Consider the following 19389-nt stretch of genomic DNA (forward strand, 5'->3'; position numbering starts at 1 on the left):
ATATTTTTTTTTGTCTAATATTGACTGATCGAGTCAATCTAAAATCAGAGGAGCGATTCAGATGACGAATATACAAAAAGAAGGCAAGGCGATTGTGATCGGTGGCAGCATTACAGGTTTAATGACGGCAAGGGTTCTCTCGTCTTATTACGAGGAGGTCATCCTGATCGACAAGGATCAATTTCCGTATCAGCCCGAGGATCGGAATGGCGCCCCGCATGGCTTTCATCCCCATAGATTTACACAACGTGGTAAAATGATTACAGAGCAGTTCTTTCCAGGTTATGAAGAAGAACTGGTGGCTCTTGGTTCACCAAGTTCACTGAATAAAACGGTTCATATGATGAATCAATATGGAACGGTAGCCGGACCTTACCAACGAAATGATATCAAGTTCAGCCGAGCTGTACTGGAATGGGTGATTCGCGGACGCGTAAAGGCGATTCCCAATGTACGGCTGCTAGCGGAGCAAGATGTTATTGGGCTTCATACAACCCCGAATCATACGGCCGTTACGGGAGTCCAAGTACGTGAGCGGGAAACAAGCATGAAGAGCGATTTGTTGGCGGATCTTGTTGTGGATGCCAGCGGCCGCGCCTCTAAGCTGACGCAATGGCTGAAGGAGTTTGGTTATGACGTACCTCGCCCTGACCGGATGAAAGCAGCTATCGGATACAGCACACGCCGGTATAAGGTACCTGCGCATTTGCAGCATCTGATCGAGAAATGGGACGTGATCAACATTATGGGCCAACCTGTCAAGGGAACGTTTACGGGTGTCTTTTCCTTCATAGAGAATCAGGTGGCTGAGATGCTGCTGTATCGTCCAGGCGGGCACTATCCGCCAACGCAAGCGGAGGAATTTGAACGGGAGGTTGCTCAGCTTCCTTCTCCCCTGATTGCAGAAATCCTGTGTCAGCTCGAACCGATCACTCCGCCCAAGGGGTTTCGCGTACCCGAACTATACCGTCACCACTATGAGCAAATGGAAAGATGGCCGGCCGGATTGTTAGTGCTGGGGGATGCTTTCTGTATCTATGATCCGATTTTTGGTCAAGGAATGACGGTTGCTGCCATAGAAGTAGATTTACTAGACACCTTGTTGCAGGAGCGACAAAACAAACCCGAGCCTCATTTCGAGCAAAAGGTGCTCCGTATGATACAAGAAAAAGCCATCACTCCTGCCTGGTGGCTGAATTGCGCGGCGGATTTGCAGTGGGATGGCGTCGAATATGAGGCAGGAACCGAACCGCTCAAAGGGATTTCTTTTGGCAGCAGGTATATGAATTTGATCCTGAAAGAGGGAACTGCAAATCACAATTTCAAGCTATTCGGTTTGTACTGGGGCGTTAATTCATTATCATTACCCTTACAAGAGTTGTTTAATCCGCAGATGGTCAAGTCGGTGCTTGAGGCATCAGAGGAAGGACAGCAACTACTCGCAGACCTGCTGAATGAATATGAGCTTCCATTAGAAGAAGCATTGACCAAAATTATTCCAAGTAAGGAGTGAAAGGCGTATTGTCCCCGTTAAATGAAGAACAACAGCATCAGATTCGAGATGAACGCAAAGAACAAATTATGAGCGCTGGGCTTAAGGTTTTTGCAAGGCGGGGGATTATTGGGACGAAAATGAGCATGATCGCCGCCGAAGCTGAGATTAGCCATGGGCTGCTGTATCATTACTTTGCGTCCAAAGATGAGCTATTCACCACGCTTGTTGAAAGAGCGATGACGGCCTCGGATGAGGCTATGCAAAGTGTGTATGATCTGCCAGGCTCGCCAATTGATAAAATCAGAGCCTTAACGCAAGACATGCTCGATGAAGGCGGCACGGACTACTTCCTACTGATACATCAGGCGCGAACATCAGAGGGAGTGCCTGAGAAGGTGATGGAGTTGATGAAGTACTACTCAATGGACAAATACGTCAAGCAGCTGCAGGTATTATTCCGGCAAGGACAGGAAGCCGGCGAGCTTGTGGATGGCGATGTGGACGAAATGATTTCGTCCTACTTATCGGTCCTTTCGGGTCTGATGGTGCTTCATGTGCAGAAGATCGGGGGCTACCAGCTTCCGAGAGTTGACATGCTGTTGAGGATGATTGCTCGTTAGCAGCGAACACAAATAAAGGAGCTAAGCGGCTTGCGCACGCTTAGCTCCTTTATTTGTGGTGGCTCTTTTCAACAGGCTTTAACAACCATTCGAGCGACGAGTTTACCAACTAATTGCGGCAAAAAGAAGTTTAATAGGAACACAATGCTGAAAGCTATACGCCAAGCGCCTGCCCAGTAGGTTGTGAAATTTGGTTGAATAAAGCCATGCATAGCAACCGCTGTTAATACAAAGGACAAAATCAGGGTCATAATGAGTGAGGCTATGAAAACATAGACAACTAATTGGCCTTTTTTGAATTTGCTTGCAAATTTGCGGATTCGACTAGGCAAGAAAAGGTTCAGCCCGAATGCAATGACGAAGGCGATGCCCCAATCTCTCATCCAAGCGCTAACAAAATGGGGGATGAACCCGCCTTCCAGCACATAAGTCATAATGCCCGACATGATAAACGTCATAATCAAAGACATCATGGATACAAAAGTAAGTTGACGATATTTTGGATGAATGCCCATCGTGTAAACTCCCTCGGTTGTTTGATTTGTTATTCTGTTTGCTCATGAGTTGAGTATACATTCACTTGTAACAATAATCAAGTAACAAAATATAATATTTGTCACTTGATTATTATTGATGACGTGAAAGCTGTCGCGGCAGTCTTTGTCACCAAAGGAATATTTAGCTTTAAACAATGTCTTCCTGCCTTAACGGAGGAGGTCCTGTAGCTGCCTCGTACGGAGATAAGGGAACTACAATACGCTATTCTATCCAAAAATGTCAATATCGTGAGGTTGAGGGAACTACAGTGCGCTATTTTGTTGTTTAATGAGAAATCCAGCGCTTTTCATGGAAATAAAGCCCTGTAGTTCCGCTAGCAATCCAGCGACCCTGCTTTTTGCCTAAATAGCGCCCTCTAGTTCCCTTAATAGGATTTGTCGCATTTAAGAAGCGCAACGCTCAGAGTATATTAAAATATTATTTTACTTTTATTAAAATATTATTGACATGTAATTTCAACGCCTATATAATTTGGCATATACCGAATCTAACTATTTGGAGTGAATCGATTTTGCCATATGTCATTGGAATTGATGGGGGCGGAACTAAAACGATATGCGCTTTTCAGGAAGTTGAATCCTACGATCCGCTTGCGAAGCCGCATAGAGAAGGCGATGTCGGTGAAGGAACGAACCCGCTGACGGTCGGTATAGAAATGATGAGAGCGAGACTTCATCATCTCATCCATCATGGCCTAAGAGCGCGTGGCATCCATCCGAGAGAAGTGATTGGGATCTGCGCTGGCATCGCGGGTACGCGGGTGGAGGCGAACAGATTGAGCGTCTTGCGTGAACTCGAGCAAATAGGCCATCATTTACATGTGAATGAAAATACGATTTACACGGTGAAAAGTGATTTGTATATAGCGCTCCAAGGAGCCCTGCACCCTAAGGATGAAGCTGGTGTGCTTGTGATTTCGGGGACAGGATCGAATGCCATAGGCATGTCGGAAGACGGGCAGTTATTTTATAATGGCGGGTGGGGACATCTTCTCGGGGATGAGGGAAGCGGCTATGCGATTGGCCTTCAAGCGCTCAATGCTGTATGCAAAGCTTATGATCATAGAGAATTGCCTACGCTATTAACGGGGAAGATTCTGGCAACACTAAAGCTTGCAAGTGAGCAAGAGCTCATTCATTATATATATCGTGATGTTAAGAACAAGAACGAAATTGCCAGCTTAGCTAAACTGGTCATTGAAGCCTCTGCCGAATCAGATCCGGTGGCGTTGAAAATATTGAACGACGCAGGAGATGAACTCGTAGATCTGGTTCGCGGTTTACGAAGCAAGTCAGCGTCATTGGATGAAGCAACTCCTGTCATGGTTGCTGGCTCTATTTTTACCTATTCAGATATTGTGAAAAATCGCTTTATTGCAGGTTTGGACGTACATAAGCTAGGCCGCTACCAAGCTTCCTTCGCAGAGCCTGTGGATGGGGCTGTCCAAGTAGCTATGGAAACAATTTTCGAACATACCGTAAAGGGGGATAAGTTTGATGGCAGATAATCACCTTGCTGAGTCATTAACAGGCGGCTTGATCATGCTCAAGGAAATCGCCGAACAATTACCGCCTTCGGAGCGCAAGATTGCTGTTTATGTCATGGAGAATCCTCATGAAGCCATACGCAGCACAGCTAATGAGCTAGGCGAATTAAGTGCGACGAGCGCTTCGGCGGTTATCCGATTATGCAAGTCGCTAGGCCTTAGCGGATTTCAGGAATTAAAGCTTAGGATCGCTGGCGATATTCGCAATACGTCGGAAACTGATTTTACCGATTTTGCCTCTCAGGAGACGCAGCAATCCATCGTGCAGAAGATAACCAATAACAGCATTCGCTCTCTGCAGGAAACTGCCGAAATTATGAATTATGAAGCGCTTGAGAAAGCTGTTGAAGTCCTTCAACAGGCAGAACGAATTCATTTCTATGGCATCGGCGCTTCCGGCGTTATCGCGCAAGATGCTCATCTGAAATTCGTGCGGATTAATCCTTCGACTACGTCGAGTTCAGACTATCATTTATCCGCTATGATGGTAGCCAAAACGGGACCGCAAGACGTCGTTGTCGGGATCTCTTTCTCAGGCGAGACCTTCGAGGTTGGCAAAGTGTTGGAGCTGGCCAAGCAGAAAGGCGCAGTGACGATCAGCTTAACGAGTTATGGCTTATCGCCAATCAGTGAGATCGCGGATATTAACTTGTATGTATCGCCCAAGCAGGAAGAAGTGTTTCGCAGCGCGGCGACGTCATCGCGGCTTGCGCAGCTGCATATCATCGATATTTTATTCATGTGCGTGCTGACGGCCAACTATGACAAGTCGATCCAATTGTTGGATGAAGTTCGGTTAGGCATCAATTTTGTTAAGCAAAGGTCCAAGAAATAAGAGAATCTCACTAGGGGGCAGAGCGCTGGCTTCCTTTTACACCTAAATCTTAGTTTTCGCATTTGTATAATTGGTTTTAATGTTTCACCACATACACAGCAACGATTCTTCTCACAATGATGTCATCCATTCTATTACAAAAAGGGAGCTCGATGGTATGAAAATGAAGTCAATCAGCGCAAGTCTTATGGGTGTTATGGTTACGGTTGGATTATTGACAGGCTGCGGTTCGCAAGATGCGAAAAAAGAGGCTAAAGCAAGTCCTGCGGCAGCAACGAAACCGGCGGAAACGGCTGGCAGCAAAGAATTGACAGGGGAACTTGAGATTCAATATTTTGTTGGCGGTTACGGGGATGCTTGGTGGAAACAGTCCATTGATGAATTTCAGAAGCTGAACCCGAAGCTGAAAATTACGCAGATCGCAGGTCCGCAAATCAACGAGCAGATGAAACCGCGCTGGATTCAAGGCAACCCGCCGGATCTGATGTTCATTAATGGCGCAGGCTCCAACGCAAGGCAGATGTTCCTGGATAATCAATTGATGGATCTGACCGATTGGCTGAAGGATGCGAAGAACGTTGATGGGGAGAAAATCACCGACGTGCTCTTTAGCAAACCGGAAGAGTATCAACCTGGCAAAGCCTACACGCTTCCACTTGTCTTCGGTTCCTACGGAACGTTCTATGACAAAGCAGAGTTGCGCAAAAATGGGTGGGATGAACCCAAAGATTGGCCCAGTTTCATAGCCACCCTGTCTAAAATTAAGGATTCAGGTAAAATGGCTCCCTATATCCATACAGGTGTTTATCCGCAATATATTATTGGAGGATTGCTCAATTCAGCGATCGTTGCTGCCAATGGCAGTGATCCGGCAATCATCACGAAAATCAATGCACTCGAGAGCGGTGTATTCAAAAGCGAGCCTGTCATGAAAGCACTGGATAAATTAATCGAGCTAAATACCAAAGGCTTTATCGAAAACAGTGCAGCAGCGCTGAATCACACCGATTCGCAAATGCAATTCTTGCAGCATAAGGCGGCGTTTATTCCCAATGGTTTGTGGCTGGAAAACGAAATGAAGAAAGATATTCCGGCAGGCTTCGAATTCGGCTTCATTCCTTCGGTTGTGCAAGAGAAGGGCGGGAAGTCAATCGTTATTCCTTCCACGGCAACGATGGGGATTGCCAAAAAGGCTAAGAATCCAGATGCTGCCAAAGCGTATCTTCAGTATGTTTTCACCAAGAAACAAGCCGTGGCATGGGCGGAGCTGACAGGATCGGTTCTCAATGTCAAAGCAGATTTGAGCAAAGCGGATAAAGTAAGTTCGCTCGTCAAGCAAGCCAGCACTTATTTTGCCTCCTCCGACGTTATTATTGCACCAATTCCAGTGCTGCCGGAAGAACTGTTCAAGATTGAAAAAGACGCTACCCTTGCTCTGGTAACCGGCAAACTTACAAAAGATGAGTGGGCCAAACGTCTAGAGGACGGAGCGGCGAAACAACGCGAGAAAAGCAAGTAGTTCTTAACTTGATTGGAGGAAGCTGACTTGAGGCTGGGATCTAAATCACAACGGAAACTGTTCGTTGCTTCATTCGTTTTGCCTACATTGATCCTTTATGGCGTCTTTCTCGTTTACCCCATGTTAAAAGGGATTTACTTGAGCCTGTTCGACTGGTCCGGCGGATCAGAAACCTATAATTTCATCGGGTTGGATAATTATAAGGCGATGATCCATGACGAGGTTATCCCGAAATCCATACGCAATGACGTGATCCTTGTTTTTGGCAAAGTCATCGGATTTATGATTCCTTCCTTGCTGCTCGCAGTTGCTCTTACCCGCTTTAGAATCAAAGGTGCTGGCTTCTACCGCTCTGTTTTTTTTATCCCGAATGTCATCTCGGTCGTGGTTGTCGGTGTTCTTTGGCGGTTTATCTACAATCCCAACATTGGATTCATTAATTCCTTTGTCTCCAGTGTGACGGGGAAACCGTTCCAATTTGCCTGGCTGGGTGAGAAATGGTCCATCTTCGCCTTGCTGCCAACCTCCATCTGGGCGGGCATCGGCTTCTCGATTATTTTGTTAATCGCGGGAATTCTCAGTATTCCTGAGTCCTTATATGAATCGGCCAATATCGATGGGGCTCAGCAGTGGCAGCAATTTTGGCATATAACGCTCCCACTTGCTTGGGAGCAAGTTCAGACGTCTGTCATCTGGATTGTCACAACCACGTTAAGCGGATCTTTTATCATTGTCAGTATCATGACGTTCGAAGGCGGTGTGGATAATGCCACACAAGTGATGAGTTCTTACTTGTATGCGCAGGCGTTTCATTACGGCAACTTCAGTTATGGAGCAACGATCGGGGTATTGATCCTGATTATCGCTTTAATCACAACCATTACGCTTCAGCGTCTGATGAAGAGAGACAGCATCGAATTGACATAAGGAGAGCAGAAGGAGAACGAACAGATGAAACAATCTAAACTTCAGACCTGGGGTATGACGGCTATTCTCGTATTTTGGTCCTTTTGTGTCATGTATCCTTTATTCTGGACGTTGATCGCTTCGTTGAAGGATAATCAGCAGTTTCTGTTAAATCACCCCTGGGCATTGCCGAACTTTCCTTTGCTCTGGGGGAATTACACCTATGTGTGGGAGAAGTATAAATTCGGTCAATATTTCCTCAACTCCATCAGTGTAACAGCGGTCAGCACGTTCTTCGGCGTTCTACTATCAGCCACCACAGCTTATGTGATTGCGAGATTTGCGTTTTGTGGCAGCAATCTATTATTTCTTTCCTATTTGGCTTATAAAATGATTCCAGCGTTTCTGGGGATTATCCCACTGTTCTTTCTAATGAATGATCTTCATCTGACCAATAAGCTCAGCGGTTTGATGTTGATATATGCGATAACCGCCGTTCCGTTCGGTGTGTTTATGCTCGTTGGTTTTTTCAAAACACTGCCCAAAGAATTGGAGGAGGCCGCTGCCATTGATGGTGCCAATCATTACGGCACATTTTTCCGAATCATGCTCCCGCTGGCGAAGCCGGGCCTGGTCTCCTTGGCCATTGTAACGGTGCTGAATATTTGGAACGAATACATTATGGCACTGGTTTTCATCAACACACCGGGAAAATATACGCTGCCTGTGGGGATTGCGGTTATGCAGGCGGAGATGCAATATCGGACGGAATGGGGACCTTTGTTCGCAGCCCTGACCATTGCGATGGTGCCTGTATTGCTGTTCTATTTTATCTTCCAAAGGCAAATTACAGGCGGCATGACAGCAGGCGCAGTCAAATAGTGAAGGACGAAGGGAGTTTGCAAGACTACGATGATGAAATTAACAACCGAACAACGCAATGAACGAAGTGAACATTTGGATCGTTTAAGCACAGTAGATATCATTACGTTGATGAACGAGGAGGATCAGAAGGTGCCGCTTGCTGTAAAAGAAGCGCTCCCCCAGATCGAGCCTGCCATTGAGGCTATTGTGGAGCGGCTTGCTGCCGGAGGCCGGCTATTCTACATCGGAGCCGGAACCAGCGGAAGGCTAGGCATATTGGACGCTGCGGAATGTCCGCCTACGTTCGGCACGAAGAAAGAGCAGGTAACGGCCATTATTGCCGGAGGCACGCAAGCTATTTTCGAAGCGGTTGAGGATGCGGAAGACAACGCAGAAGCGGGCAGAGATGAAGTGCGCAAGCAAGTAAGCAGCAGCGATGTGCTTATTGGCATCGCAGCCAGCGGTAAAACGCCTTACGTGTTAGGTGCTGTGGCAGAAGCGAAGCGGCTTGGGATACGGACAATTGGCCTTGCTTGCAATCAACATACCCTGTTGGGCACATCTGTCGATTACCCGATTGAAGTGAATGTAGGACCGGAAATTGTAACAGGATCCACCCGGCTCAAGGCGGCCACCGCACAAAAGTTAGTATTGAATATGATATCAACAGCTACCATGATTCGGATGGGGAAAGTATACAAGAACCTGATGGTGAATGTGCAGGCAACGAATGATAAACTTCGCAAACGTGTCATCGATATCATTCAGGAAGCGGCTCAAGTAGATGAAGAAACTGCACGCCGCTCCTGCGATCTGGCGAATGGCGATGCCCGCGCAGCTATCTTGATGCTAGAGTTCCAAACCGACTATGCAGCGGTTATGGAAGCTATGGAGGCAGCTGGCGGACATTTTGGCCGAGCTCGGGGACAGTTGCTGCTTCAGCAGTAGATTAACTGAAGACTGGATACGTCAAAGGGGCTCTCCGACAAGGTCAAATGACCTTGCGGAGAGCCCTTTTAGCGGAAGCAGCCGAGACTCCCCCCTCAACTGGGAATAAGAGTTCAGTGAAACCAGCCCAGACTCGGTAGCCCGTGGGAATAAGAGTCTCCAGGAGTCTGTCCGACGAAAAGAATTAAAAGAGCACTCCATCGTGAAACTGAACGATGAGTGCTCTTTATGTGTAGCTTTGTAGCTTTTCCCTGTTCAATCTGGTTTTTCCGTAGCCTACTCCTTCTCATCCAGCCACTCTTTGTTTACGGGCAGACCTCTCCCGTTTGTACAAAGTGGCTGGTTTGGGATACTTCGCCGCATGCAATTTACGGATGTTGTGGCTTAGAGAGAGCAGTATGAACTCCCCAGATACTTTATCCTCGCCACGTAAATGGAATTGACGAAATCCTTGAACCTCCTTCAACTGCCCCCATATCGGTTCAACGATCGCCTTACGCATTCGGTAAACGGCTTTCCCCTCATCACTTTGCACTTTCGTTCGCATCTCCTCTCGCAGGGGATCATGTTCACTACGAGTGATGGAACGCTTCCCTGTTTTACTTTTTACACACTCGTCTCGAAAAGGACATTCGCTACATGCGCTGCATTCATAGACCCATGTCGTTGGTTTTTCCGCATCATTTGCATGCACGGTTCGTTTTAGTGTAAGCTCTTGGCCGGCAGGGCAGAGATAATAATCGGACTCAGGTACGTAGGTGAAGTTGGTTTTGTCGTAGGCATTATTCTTTTTTTTGTTTTCGCGATCGGCAGCAATGTAGGCATCTACTTCAGCCTCCTGTGCCGCAGCAATGTTAGTTGCACTAAAATAACCTGCATCAGCACTAAGCTTCTGAGGCCTATCTCCTGTTATTGTTTTCATGGAATGAAGCACGTTTTCAAACTGCTGTTGATCGGTTGTCTGGTTACTCATTTGAAGTCCAACAATGAAGCCATGATCGCTGTCTACGGCAATTTGTGGATTGTAGCCTTGAATGACACCTTGGTTCCGCGTGCTCATGATGCGAGAGTCGGCATCGGTAAAATTAAATTGATCGCTCTGAGGAGATTCGGCCTGTTCCGCTGGCCGCTGTTCTTCCAAATTCTCCAGCGCAGATTTTATTTGCGCGATGCGGGCATAGCGTTCCTCCAACGATAGGGAAGGACTCGTCGGATGGGGTTCCTCCAACATTTCCTCGGTAGCAGAATACTCCAATGCTTGCCGGACTTCGTCTTCCAATTGAACAAGGCGTTTTTGCATACGCTCACGTGACATCGATTTATGTTTAGAGGCGCTTGCCTTTATTTTAGAACCGTCAATGCTCACATGCCCGAGCGAGATATAGCCCAGTTCCATAGCGATTTGTATGACTTGTTTGAATAAACCTGGAAGGGTATCCAGGTGGTTCTTCCGAAAGTCACTCAGGGTACGAAAGTCTGGCAGGTATCCGCCACATAACCAGCGAAAAGGAATGCTTTCTTTCGTAGCTATTTGAAGTTTCCTAGACGTGAAGACGCCTGTCGCATACCCATAGAACCACAGTTTGAGCAGCATGGCAGGATGATAGGCTTCTTCTCCACGCTTGGAGTATTTGTTGGTAATGGCAGATAGGTCTAACTGCTCGACGATGTCGCTGACAAGTCTAACTTCATGGTCATCTGTTACCCACTCGCTTAAATAGATAGGTAGAAGTTCACCTTGCTCTGTGGTATATGCTTTGAATTTAGCCATGCCTACGACACATCCTTTTGAAGTCTTATTACTACTTATTCGGAATTGTTTGACTAATTCCTGTTTCGTCGGACAGACTCCCAGAGGCTTCTATCCGCGGAAAAAGCGGCTATTCTTCAGGGATAAGAGTCCTTGGGGGCTCTTATTTTCAGTGAAACCAGCCCAGACTCGGTAGCCCCATGGGAATAAGAGTCTCCAGAGGCTTCTATCCGCGGAAAAAGCGGTTATTCTTCAGGGATAAGAGTCCTTGGGGGCTCTTATCTTCAGCAAATCCAGCCCAAGCTCGGTAGCCCCATGGGAATAAGAGTCTCCAGAAGCTTCTATCCGCGGAAAAAGCGGCTGTTCTTCAGGAATAAGAGACCTTGGGGGCTCTTATCTTCAGCAAATCCAGCCCAGACTCGGTAGCCCCATGGGAATAGGAGTCTCCAGAGGCTTCTATCCGCGGAAAAAGCGGCTATTCTTCAGGAATAAGAGACCTTGGGGGCTCTTATCTTCAGCAAATCCAGCCGAGACTCCCCCCCACCTGGGAATAAGAGTCTCCAGGAGTCTGTCCGACGAAACAGGAATTAGTCAAACAATTCCGAATAAGTAGTAGTAAGACTGTAAAAGGATGTGTCGTAGGCATGGCTAAATTCAAAGCATATACCACAGAGCAAGGTGAACTTCTACCTATCTATTTAAGCGAGTGGGTAACAGATGATCATGAAGTTAGACTTGTCAGCGACATCGTCGAGCAGTTAGACCTATCTGCCATTACTAACAAATACTCCAAGCGTGGAGAAGAAGCCTATCATCCTGCCATGCTGCTCAAACTATGGTTCTATGGATATGCGACAGGCGTCTTCACGTCTAGGAAACTTCAAATAGCTACGAAAGAAAGCATTCCTTTTCGCTGGTTATGTGGCGGATACCTGCCAGACTTTCGTACCCTGAGTGACTTTCGGAAGAACCACCTGGATACCCTTCCAGGTTTATTCAAACAAGTCATACAAATCGCTATGGAACTGGGCTATATCTCGCTCGGGCATGTGAGCATTGACGGTTCTAAAATAAAGGCAAGCGCCTCTAAACATAAATCGATGTCACGTGAGCGTATGCAAAAACGCCTCGTTCAATTGGAAGACGAAGTCCGGCAAGCATTGGAGTATTCTGCTACCGAGGAAATGTTGGAGGAACCCCATCCGACGAGTCCTTCCCTATCGTTGGAGGAACGCTATGCCCGCATCGCGCAAATAAAATCTGCGCTGGAGAATTTGGAAGAACAGCGGCCAGCGGAACAGGCCGAATCTCCTCAGAGCGATCAATTTAATTTTACCGATGCCGACTCTCGCATCATGAGCACGCGGAACCAAGGTGTCATTCAAGGCTACAATCCACAAATTGCCGTAGACAGCGATCATGGCTTCATTGTTGGACTTCAAATGAGTAACCAGACAACCGATCAACAGCAGTTTGAAAACGTGCTTCATTCCATGAAAACAATAACAGGAGATAGGCCTCAGAAGCTTAGTGCTGATGCAGGTTATTTTAGTGCAACTAACATTGCTGCGGCACAGGAGGCTGAAGTAGATGCCTACATTGCTGCCGATCGCGAAAACAAAAAAAAGAATAATGCCTACGACAAAACCAACTTCACCTACGTACCTGAGTCCGATTATTATCTCTGCCCTGCCGGCCAAGAGCTTACACTAAAACGAACCGTGCATGCAAATGATGCGGAAAAACCAACGACATGGGTCTATGAATGCAGCGCATGTAGCGAATGTCCTTTTCGAGACGAGTGTGTAAAAAGTAAAACAGGGAAGCGTTCCATCACTCGTAGTGAACATGATCCCCTGCGAGAGGAGATGCGAACGAAAGTGCAAAGTGATGAGGGGAAAGCCGTTTACCGAATGCGTAAGGCGATCGTTGAACCGATATGGGGGCAGTTGAAGGAGGTTCAAGGATTTCGTCAATTCCATTTACGTGGCGAGGATAAAGTATCTGGGGAGTTCATACTGCTCTCTCTAAGCCACAACATCCGTAAATTGCATGCGGCGAAGTATCCCAAACCAGCCACTTTGTACAAACGGGAGAGGTCTGCCCGTAAACAAAGAGTGGCTGGATGAGAAGGAGTAGGCTACGGAAAAACCAGATTGAACAGGGAAAAGCTACAAAGCTACACATAAAGAGCACTCATCGTTCAGTTTCACGATGGAGTGCTCTTTTAATTCTTTTCGTCGGACAGACTCCTAGAGGCTTCTATCCGCGGAAAAAGCGGCTATTCTTCAGGGATAAGAGACCTTGGGGGCTCTTATCTTCAGTGAAACCAGGCTTAGTTCCGTGAATATAACTTGGCTTCGCCTATTCGATAGGTAATCTGACAGATATGACTATGCAGTTCCGTTAGCAAGGCGGATATGCTTCCATGGGTATAGCAGTCCTTCAATAGCTGGTAGGGCGCTAGCTGCTCCTTCATAACACTGGTCTTTCTTGTGTTATCGATTCAATGCGCGCTGCATGATCGGTATTGCCTTCCATCAAATTCTACATGAACGCTTGCTCCTCGGATGGCTCAAATACGAAGGAATGCGGCTCCTTTTGCAACTTCTTAACCCATTGGGGTTCTATATCAAGCTTGCGTTGGTGTACCAAAGCCGATACTTCGGAATATGCTTTATGAAAGCCGTCAGCCTCTCGCTGAGGGGAGTTGCGAGCAATGGTCAGCAGCGTCATGTAAGAAAGAATCCAGCAAACTTAAGGGGAGAACGGCTTCCTCGAGGGTTTGCTGTTTTTTGGCGTTCATAGTCTCGCGCGGAGCTATCGCAGCCGCCTGGCGCGGAGCAACCGCAGCCGTCTCACGCGGAGCAACCGCAGTTACCGCAGCTCTATCGCGCTGGGGAAAGGGAACTACAGGGCGCTATTCTAGCGAAAAGTGTCCTTATCGCGAGCTAGAGGGAACTACAGTCCGCTATTTTGCTGTTTTCTGGGAAATTCAGCTCTTTTGGTGGAAATAAGACCCTGTAGTTCCGCTATCACCTCAGAATCCCACCATTAGCCTAAATAGCGCCCTGGAGTTCCCTTGAAAAGCCGAGTCGCTTGTAAGCGACTTGTTTCCTAGGGGCGAAGCCGCATTTCTCATGCTTTCGGACTTGTGAGTTTTTTGTGAGTGTGAAATGATAGGATCATTAGTATCTGACAAACGGAGAAAGGGGAGATAACGGTGAGAAGCTTTCCTAAAATGATAAGCATAGGAATGGTTTTCTCTCTTTCTATCCTACTATTTATCGGTATTTATTCACAGATGATCCCCAGTCAAAATAAGCAGACAGCAAAGCACGGAGTCATGGACTTATCGAGCTATGATTTTCACAAGTTGGGGCTGGTTTCTTTAGATGGTGAGTGGGAGTTCTATGAAGGGAAGCTGCTGGGACCTGGCGATTTCCAGGGAGGTTCACGAGCGGATGTCTCCTACTTAAACGTGCCGGGAACGTGGAAAGGAACAACGAAAGAGGGCGGCATGAGCAGGAAAGGGTATGGAACGTACCGCCTGAACGTACAAGTGAAGGATGCTGACGACATTTACGGCATCAAACTGCGCAGCATTCGAATGGCCCATCGGCTTTATATCGACGGAAAGCTGGAGGGGGAAAGCGGACTTCCGGCGATGAACAAGGAGACGAATATTCCGGGGAATACGCCTTACAGCACTTTTTTTCACACAAAGTCGAAGCAATTTGATATTATTCTCCAAGTATCGAACTATGAATTCCCGACAGGCGGTATCATTAATGCGATTCAATTTGGCTCGCATGCGGATATTACGAAGCTGAACAGCCTGTTGATCGGCGGCGATCTGTCCATCATTATGATGCTTGTCATGTTCGGGGGCTATCATATCAGCTTATATGTGCTGCGCATTCGTGAGAAAACGTACTTGCTTAGCGGGCTGTATCTTTTCTCCACAGCTGGCGTCCAAGTGTTGTATGGCGAGAAGCTCTTCCAACGGCTTCTGCCGCATATTCCATTTGAGATCGCATACAAGATGTTGGATGTCTGTGAGTTTTTTAGTTCTATTTTGAGTCTTTTATTTTTTTGCTCCATCCACAAGCAATTGCTTTCACGCACAAAAATGAATCTATTGAATGCCCCGGTCGTCTTGATTTTATTGGCCGTTGTCTTCTTGCCGTATTCGCTTTATAACGAAATGAGAAGCATCTTCTTTCTCTATATCGGATTGGTGCCTGTACTGCTTTTCATTAGAATGGTCTATCTGTACATGAAGAGCAACAAGGGGACGTATGAACGCAAAGAACTTGGGTTGTTCATCGTTGCTCTCGTTGCTTTGATGGTCTTTTTAGTGGATGGGATTCTCTATGCGGAAAGTGCCGTTTCTTCGGATATGTGGGGAAAAGTTGGCGTTATTTGTTTCATTACCTTAATGAACCTCTTATTGGCCGTCCGGTTAACTACGGCGTATGAGAAGACAGAACTATTGACTCACCGGCTCACGATCTCCAATCAGTTGAAAGACGAGTTTCTGATGCACACTTCGCATGAAGTTAAAACACCGCTGCATGGCATCCTGAATATTACATCATTTTTGCTTGACGACAATGAGGGCAATTTGTCATCCAGGCAGAAACAGCATCTGTGGCTGATCAAGGATACCTCGGTTAAGCTGTCGATGCTGATGCAAGATCTCATTGATGTCACCCGCTTGAAACACGGCGAGCTGCGCTTGCACATGACGGTTGTGGATGTTAGGGCGGTGACACAAATTGTCTTCGATGTTCTGCAGTTCGAGCTCGCTGGCAAGTCGGTACGTCTCGATAATTATGTGATGCCGGATATGTGGGTGCAAGCTGACGAGAATCGTTTGCGCCAAGTCATGTACAATTTGGTGCACAATGCTATGAAGCATACAGAACGAGGCGCCATTAGCGTAAAAGCGAGAACACTGGAAGAAACCATCCAGATTACGGTCGAGGATACGGGGACGGGGATTCCGCGCGATAAGTACGACAAGGTCTTTGAATATTTCGATCAAATGGACCATGCTTTGCCCGAGGACGGCTACACAGGCATGGGAGTTGGCTTATATATTAGCCGCAAGCTTGTGGAGCGAATGGGCGGAGAGATACGGATTGACTGGTCAGAGGTGGGAAAAGGGACGCGCATGGCCTTTAAGCTGCCGATCGCCTTGGATTACATCCCTGTCAGTCATGACCGTTTGTTCGTCGATAAGCTTCAGCAAAGGGAAGTTGATGACCCCGATTCACTGGACATTCTGGAAGAACATGCGCATACGATTCTCATCGTGGATGATGAGGCTTCTAACATCTATACGCTGCTCAATATTTTGAAAAGACACCAATACAATGTGATCGCAGCCTTATCAGCCAAGGAAGCTTTGGCCAAAATAAAAGAGCATCCGCAAATTGACCTGGTTATTTTGGATGTGATGATGCCGGGCGTATCAGGTATTGAGCTTTGCCGGGCGCTGCGCACGCAATATTCGATTCTCGATCTGCCGATTTTATTCGCCACGGTCAAGGATACATCGCAGGATATTGCCCTCGGATTCAGTGCGGGAGCTAATGACTATGTGACAAAGCCGTTCGAAGCAGAGACGATTGTAGCGAGAATTCAGACGCTTATTGCGATGAAAACATCCATTAAGGAAGCTATTCGGAGCGAACTTGCCTTCCATCAGGCGCAGATTAAACCTCATTTTCTATATAATGCTCTCAGCAGCGTAATATCGTTTTGCTATACGGATGGAGAGAAGGCCGCTTACTTGCTGTCCAAGCTTAGCCAATTCTTGCGTTACATTCTGGATATGGATCGCAATGACTTATTCGTCAGCCTGCACAGGGAGTTGGAGTTGATTGATGCCTATGTCGAGATTGAGAAGGCTCGTTATGGAGAGCGGTTTGATTTCATTTGCTATGTAGATGAGAGTCTCAAACATCGCGCTGTTCCATCGCTTTGTATTCAGCCGTTCGTGGAGAATGCGATTCGTCACGGTTTCTTCGAGAAAGACGGGCATGGAACCGTCACACTAACGATCCAAGAAGGTGACACCTACTTGCAAATTACGGTGCAGGACAACGGTGTCGGTATCCCGGATGATCTTCTATATCAGATTGCTCGAGGTGAACGAGGAAGCGGAGGTATCGCGATTGCCAATATCCGCAAGCGGTTGGATGCGATCCCAGGCGCTACTTTAACGGTCAGCTCGGAGATGGGGCGAGGTACGAAGGTTACGATGTATTTGCCCTTAAACGGAAAAGACCAGGATATCATCGAGGAAAGGTGGGATAATCTTGTTTAGGGTTGTTATTGTAGAGGACGAAAAGCCGATTCTCGAATTAATGAAGGTTTTGATCGGGCGCAATCCGCATTATACGATAATCGGTGCTTTCAGTAACCCTTTGGAGGCGCTCGCCAGCATGCCCGAACTCAAGCCGGATATTGCTTTCCTGGACGTGGAGATGCCCAAAATCAATGGTCTTGAACTCGCGCAAAGAATGAATGACATGGCGGGGACGACCAAGATTATCTTTACGACTGCTTACAAAGAGTATGCGCTGGACGCATTCAAGGTCTATGCGTTCGACTATATATTAAAGCCGGTCACGCCGGCTGCCATCGAACGTATTACAACTCGGTTGATGAAACTTGAACATCCGCCTGTCCCTGTTGAGCAGAAGGCGAGGCAGTCTGCGATCCGGTGCTTTGGCAGTTTGGAGGTGCGCAATTCGGAAGGCGCGCTTGTTCGCTGGCCGACGAAGAAAACGGAGGAGCTGTTCGCTTACTTCCTTTGTTATCCGGGACAAGAGATTAATAAATGGCATCTGGCCGATATGTTATGGCCGGAGATGCTGGAAGACCGGGCTTCGCATAATTTGCACAATACGATTTACCGCTTGAAAAAGCTCTTGAAAGAACAAGAGATCGGTTTGGATATTCTCAAAACGAACGACGGTTACATGATCGATACGCTGGGTATGACTTACGATCTTCTGGAGTTTCAGATGAGCGAAGTGACATCAATAGATGGGACGCCGGATAAGGAGCGAGCGGAACGATTGTTTTCTCTGTATCGCGGCCCTTTGTTAGAACGTAAGGACTATCTGTGGAAAACCCAACTGGAGGAAAGCTACGGCAAGCAATATACTTCACTCGTACGACTTATGATTCAACAAGGTATGTTGGAACAAGCTTGGAGTCAAGCCGAGATGAAGTTGGATACGTATCTGAGCTTATATCCATTGAATGAAGAAATGAACCAACTGGTCATGGATTTATATGCAAGCAGTGGGAAAAAGGAACGAATCGCCAAGCATTTTGCCAGCTTCAAAACATTGTACTTGAGGGAACTGGGGCTGGAACCTCCTGTGGGGATGAGCGCCAGAGTAGCTGCTTATTTGGAATAGATAGAAAGACGGAAGGCGTTTAGGCGCCTTCCGTCTTTTTTTGCGTGATTCGACAGCATTTTCTGCTTTGTGAGAATTTTGAGAGAGTGTCTCTCTATAATGTATAGGTGTAAAGAACTATTCGCCAGTGAAGTCATGCGTGGTTCAAGAGCAGCGACATTTTGGATGTATGAGGTGAATGTAATTGCGGAAAGCACGAAAAATAGTAGTGATATTGCTTGGGGCTTTAGGCCTATTCACCAGTCATTTTTCCATTTCTGGGGCAGATCCGCCGGAAACTTACGATGCGGAGGGCATCTATGCACACGCCGAAAAGTCGGTCTTCTATGTAAGGGCGTTCCGTGCTGATGGAACGCTGCAGGATGTTGGGACTGGCTTCACAGTGGGGCAGGATGGTACCGCACTTACCGCGTATCATGTAATTGGCGGGGCTGGGCGGATTGCCTGTGTATGGAATGACGGTACGGTGGCAGAGACATGCTCCGTCATTGCGCAGGATGAAACAACCGATGTGGCTGTGCTCAAGCTTGCCCCTTCTGGGCACATGTCAGGCCAAGCCGACGAGGATACACCGCTCGAACTCAGATCTAGCCAAATGAAGCATGGAGAAAAGATGTTTGCCATTGGCTATCCCATGAAGGAAACGAAGATCATTACAGAGGGCATTGTGAACAGCCCGCGAGCTCCGATCAACGGACGTGACCGGATGCTGATCTCCGCGCAGATTGTAAGCGGGATGTCAGGTGGCCCTGTTTTGGATAAATACGGGAAAGTTGCCGGGCTCATATCCGGATCGCTTAGGACGATGAATAACATTCATCTCGTAGTCAGCGCGCAGGATATTCGAAAGGTCATGACAGATAGTGCCTATAAAGTGAAGGATTCGGCTGAAATGAGTAACTAGTC

The 19389-nt window shown here is 47.2% G+C and carries 15 protein-coding genes; 12 read left to right on the plus strand and 3 right to left on the minus strand.

What is annotated here, in order from left to right; translation table 11 throughout:
• Positions 1-61: 61 nt before the first annotated feature.
• Together LOZ80_RS37450 and LOZ80_RS37455 are read left to right on the plus strand one after the other, a co-directional pair.
• Entirely contained in the window at positions 62-1513 is a 1452-nt protein-coding gene (locus LOZ80_RS37450) for an FAD-dependent oxidoreductase (RefSeq protein WP_238169236.1), read from the plus strand.
• 8 nt (positions 1514-1521) lie between these two features.
• A complete protein-coding gene (locus LOZ80_RS37455) occupies positions 1522-2115 on the plus strand; it encodes a TetR/AcrR family transcriptional regulator (RefSeq protein WP_238169237.1) in 594 nt (197 codons plus the stop codon).
• Positions 2116-2183: 68 nt separating this feature from the next.
• Here LOZ80_RS37455 and LOZ80_RS37460 read toward each other — a convergent pair whose 3' ends face one another.
• On the minus strand, positions 2184-2630 hold the full coding sequence (locus LOZ80_RS37460; RefSeq protein WP_238169238.1) for a DUF2798 domain-containing protein: 447 nt from the start codon (positions 2628-2630) through the stop codon (positions 2184-2186).
• A gap of 554 nt (positions 2631-3184) precedes the next feature.
• Between LOZ80_RS37460 and LOZ80_RS37465 the strand changes: the two genes are divergently transcribed.
• The 6 genes from LOZ80_RS37465 to murQ all read left to right on the plus strand — a co-directional run bounded on the left by LOZ80_RS37465 (position 3185) and on the right by murQ (position 9291).
• A complete protein-coding gene (locus LOZ80_RS37465; protein WP_238169239.1) occupies positions 3185-4180 on the plus strand; it encodes an N-acetylglucosamine kinase in 996 nt (331 codons plus the stop codon).
• Positions 4170-5054, plus strand: coding sequence for a MurR/RpiR family transcriptional regulator (locus LOZ80_RS37470; RefSeq protein WP_238169240.1), 885 nt, complete (start codon positions 4170-4172; stop codon positions 5052-5054). The genes LOZ80_RS37465 and LOZ80_RS37470 overlap by 11 nt, the downstream gene beginning before the upstream one ends.
• Positions 5055-5211: 157 nt before the next feature.
• Positions 5212-6573 (plus strand): extracellular solute-binding protein, encoded by a 1362-nt coding sequence (locus tag LOZ80_RS37475; RefSeq protein WP_238169241.1) that lies wholly within the window; start codon positions 5212-5214, stop codon positions 6571-6573.
• 27 nt (positions 6574-6600) lie between these two features.
• The gene (locus LOZ80_RS37480; RefSeq protein ID WP_238169242.1) at positions 6601-7500 is read left to right on the plus strand and encodes a carbohydrate ABC transporter permease; all 900 of its coding nucleotides are present in this window, start codon (positions 6601-6603) and stop codon (positions 7498-7500) included.
• A 24-nt stretch (positions 7501-7524) separates the two neighbouring features.
• Entirely contained in the window at positions 7525-8361 is an 837-nt protein-coding gene (locus LOZ80_RS37485) for a carbohydrate ABC transporter permease (protein WP_238169243.1), read from the plus strand.
• A gap of 30 nt (positions 8362-8391) precedes the next feature.
• A complete protein-coding gene (murQ, locus tag LOZ80_RS37490) occupies positions 8392-9291 on the plus strand; it encodes an N-acetylmuramic acid 6-phosphate etherase (RefSeq protein WP_238169244.1) in 900 nt (299 codons plus the stop codon).
• 286 nt (positions 9292-9577) lie between these two features.
• Here murQ and LOZ80_RS37495 read toward each other — a convergent pair whose 3' ends face one another.
• Complete coding sequence (locus LOZ80_RS37495; protein WP_238169245.1) at positions 9578-11062, minus strand: IS1182 family transposase; 1485 nt, start codon at positions 11060-11062, stop codon at positions 9578-9580.
• Between the two features lie 623 nt (positions 11063-11685).
• On the opposite strand from LOZ80_RS37495, the gene LOZ80_RS37500 reads away from it, so the two are divergent.
• A complete protein-coding gene (locus LOZ80_RS37500; RefSeq protein WP_238169245.1) occupies positions 11686-13170 on the plus strand; it encodes an IS1182 family transposase in 1485 nt (494 codons plus the stop codon).
• A 418-nt stretch (positions 13171-13588) separates the two neighbouring features.
• Here LOZ80_RS37500 and LOZ80_RS37505 read toward each other — a convergent pair whose 3' ends face one another.
• A complete protein-coding gene (locus tag LOZ80_RS37505; protein ID WP_238169246.1) occupies positions 13589-13777 on the minus strand; it encodes a hypothetical protein in 189 nt (62 codons plus the stop codon).
• A gap of 487 nt (positions 13778-14264) precedes the next feature.
• Between LOZ80_RS37505 and LOZ80_RS37510 the strand changes: the two genes are divergently transcribed.
• The 3 genes from LOZ80_RS37510 to LOZ80_RS37520 all read left to right on the plus strand — a co-directional run bounded on the left by LOZ80_RS37510 (position 14265) and on the right by LOZ80_RS37520 (position 19387).
• Positions 14265-17378 (plus strand): hybrid sensor histidine kinase/response regulator, encoded by a 3114-nt coding sequence (locus LOZ80_RS37510; protein ID WP_337950989.1) that lies wholly within the window; start codon positions 14265-14267, stop codon positions 17376-17378.
• Positions 17371-18483: a response regulator gene (locus LOZ80_RS37515; RefSeq protein ID WP_238169247.1), complete on the plus strand. Its 1113-nt coding sequence runs from the start codon at positions 17371-17373 to the stop codon at positions 18481-18483. The genes LOZ80_RS37510 and LOZ80_RS37515 overlap by 8 nt, the downstream gene beginning before the upstream one ends.
• 184 nt (positions 18484-18667) lie before the next feature.
• Positions 18668-19387 (plus strand): S1 family peptidase, encoded by a 720-nt coding sequence (locus LOZ80_RS37520; protein WP_238169248.1) that lies wholly within the window; start codon positions 18668-18670, stop codon positions 19385-19387.
• Positions 19388-19389: the final 2 nt, after the last annotated feature.

It is taken from the genome of Paenibacillus sp. HWE-109 (assembly GCF_022163125.1).
Taxonomy (GTDB): domain Bacteria; phylum Bacillota; class Bacilli; order Paenibacillales; family NBRC-103111; genus Paenibacillus_E.

Coding starts and splice junctions, on each gene's coding strand:
- LOZ80_RS37450 (WP_238169236.1), top strand. CDS start 62: ATGACGAATATACAAAAAGAAGGCAAGGCGATTGTGATCGGTGGCAGC.
- LOZ80_RS37475 (WP_238169241.1), top strand. CDS start 5,212: ATGAAAATGAAGTCAATCAGCGCAAGTCTTATGGGTGTTATGGTTACG.
- LOZ80_RS37495 (WP_238169245.1), bottom strand. CDS start 11,062: ATGGCTAAATTCAAAGCATATACCACAGAGCAAGGTGAACTTCTACCT.
- LOZ80_RS37505 (WP_238169246.1), bottom strand. CDS start 13,777: ATGACGCTGCTGACCATTGCTCGCAACTCCCCTCAGCGAGAGGCTGAC.
- murQ (WP_238169244.1), top strand. CDS start 8,392: ATGATGAAATTAACAACCGAACAACGCAATGAACGAAGTGAACATTTG.
- LOZ80_RS37485 (WP_238169243.1), top strand. CDS start 7,525: ATGAAACAATCTAAACTTCAGACCTGGGGTATGACGGCTATTCTCGTA.
- LOZ80_RS37470 (WP_238169240.1), top strand. CDS start 4,170: ATGGCAGATAATCACCTTGCTGAGTCATTAACAGGCGGCTTGATCATG.
- LOZ80_RS37460 (WP_238169238.1), bottom strand. CDS start 2,630: ATGGGCATTCATCCAAAATATCGTCAACTTACTTTTGTATCCATGATG.
- LOZ80_RS37500 (WP_238169245.1), top strand. CDS start 11,686: ATGGCTAAATTCAAAGCATATACCACAGAGCAAGGTGAACTTCTACCT.